Annotated in this window: 1 protein-coding gene; it reads left to right on the plus strand. The window is 65.6% G+C overall.

Going from position 1 to position 1,010, the window contains the following annotated elements; translation table 11 throughout:
- On the plus strand, positions 1–1,010 hold a 1,010-nt coding region (gene groEL / locus NBZ85_RS31360; protein WP_261563450.1), incomplete at both ends, for a chaperonin GroEL.

The raw sequence follows: 1,010 nt of genomic DNA on the forward strand, positions 1-1,010 counted from the left end.
AACGTGGCCGCCGGCGCGAACCCGCTGGGCCTGAAGAAGGGCATCGAGGTCGCGGTCGAACGCGTCTCCGAGGAGCTCTCCAAGCAGGCCAAGGAAGTCGAGACCAAGGAGCAGATCGCCTCCACCGCCTCGATCTCCGCCGGTGACTCGGCCATCGGCGGCCTCATCGCCGAAGCACTCGACAAGGTCGGCAAGGAAGGCGTTGTCACCGTCGAGGAGAGCAACACCTTCGGCCTCGAGCTTGAGCTCACCGAGGGCATGCGCTTCGACAAGGGCTACATCTCGCCGTACTTCGTCACCGACGCGGACCGTCAGGAAGCCGTCCTCGACGACCCGTACATCCTGATCGTCAACAGTAAGATCGCCGCGGTGAAGGACCTGCTCCCGCTGCTGGAGAAGGTCATGCAGACCTCGAAGCCGCTGGTCATCATCTCCGAGGACGTCGAGGGCGAGGCGTTGGCGACCCTGGTCGTCAACAAGATCCGTGGCACGTTCAAGAGTGTCGCGGTGAAGGCGCCGGGGTTCGGGGACCGCCGTAAGGCGATCCTGGGGGACATCGCGATCCTCACCGGCGGCCAGGTCATCTCCGAAGACGTCGGCCTCAAGCTCGAGAGCACCTCCCTGGACCTCCTCGGCCGCGCCCGGAAGATCGTCGTCACGAAGGACGAGACGACCGTCGTCGAGGGTTCGGGTGACCCCGACCAGATCGCCGGTCGGGTCAGCCAGATCCGTAACGAGATCGACAAGTCGGACTCGGACTACGACCGGGAGAAGCTCCAGGAGCGTCTCGCGAAGCTCGCCGGTGGTGTCGCGGTCATCAAGGTCGGCGCGGCCACCGAGGTCGAGCTGAAGGAGAAGAAGCACCGCATCGAGGACGCGGTGTCGAATGCGAAGGCCGCCGTCGAGGAGGGCATCGTCGCCGGGGGTGGCGTCGCGCTGCTCCAGGCATCGATCACCGCCTTCGAGAAGCTCGACCTCTCCGGCGACGAGGCCACCGGAGCGAACATCGT

The sequence above is a fragment of the Frankia tisae genome, assembly GCF_025403405.1.
Taxonomy (GTDB): domain Bacteria; phylum Actinomycetota; class Actinomycetes; order Frankiales; family Frankiaceae; genus Frankia; species Frankia tisai.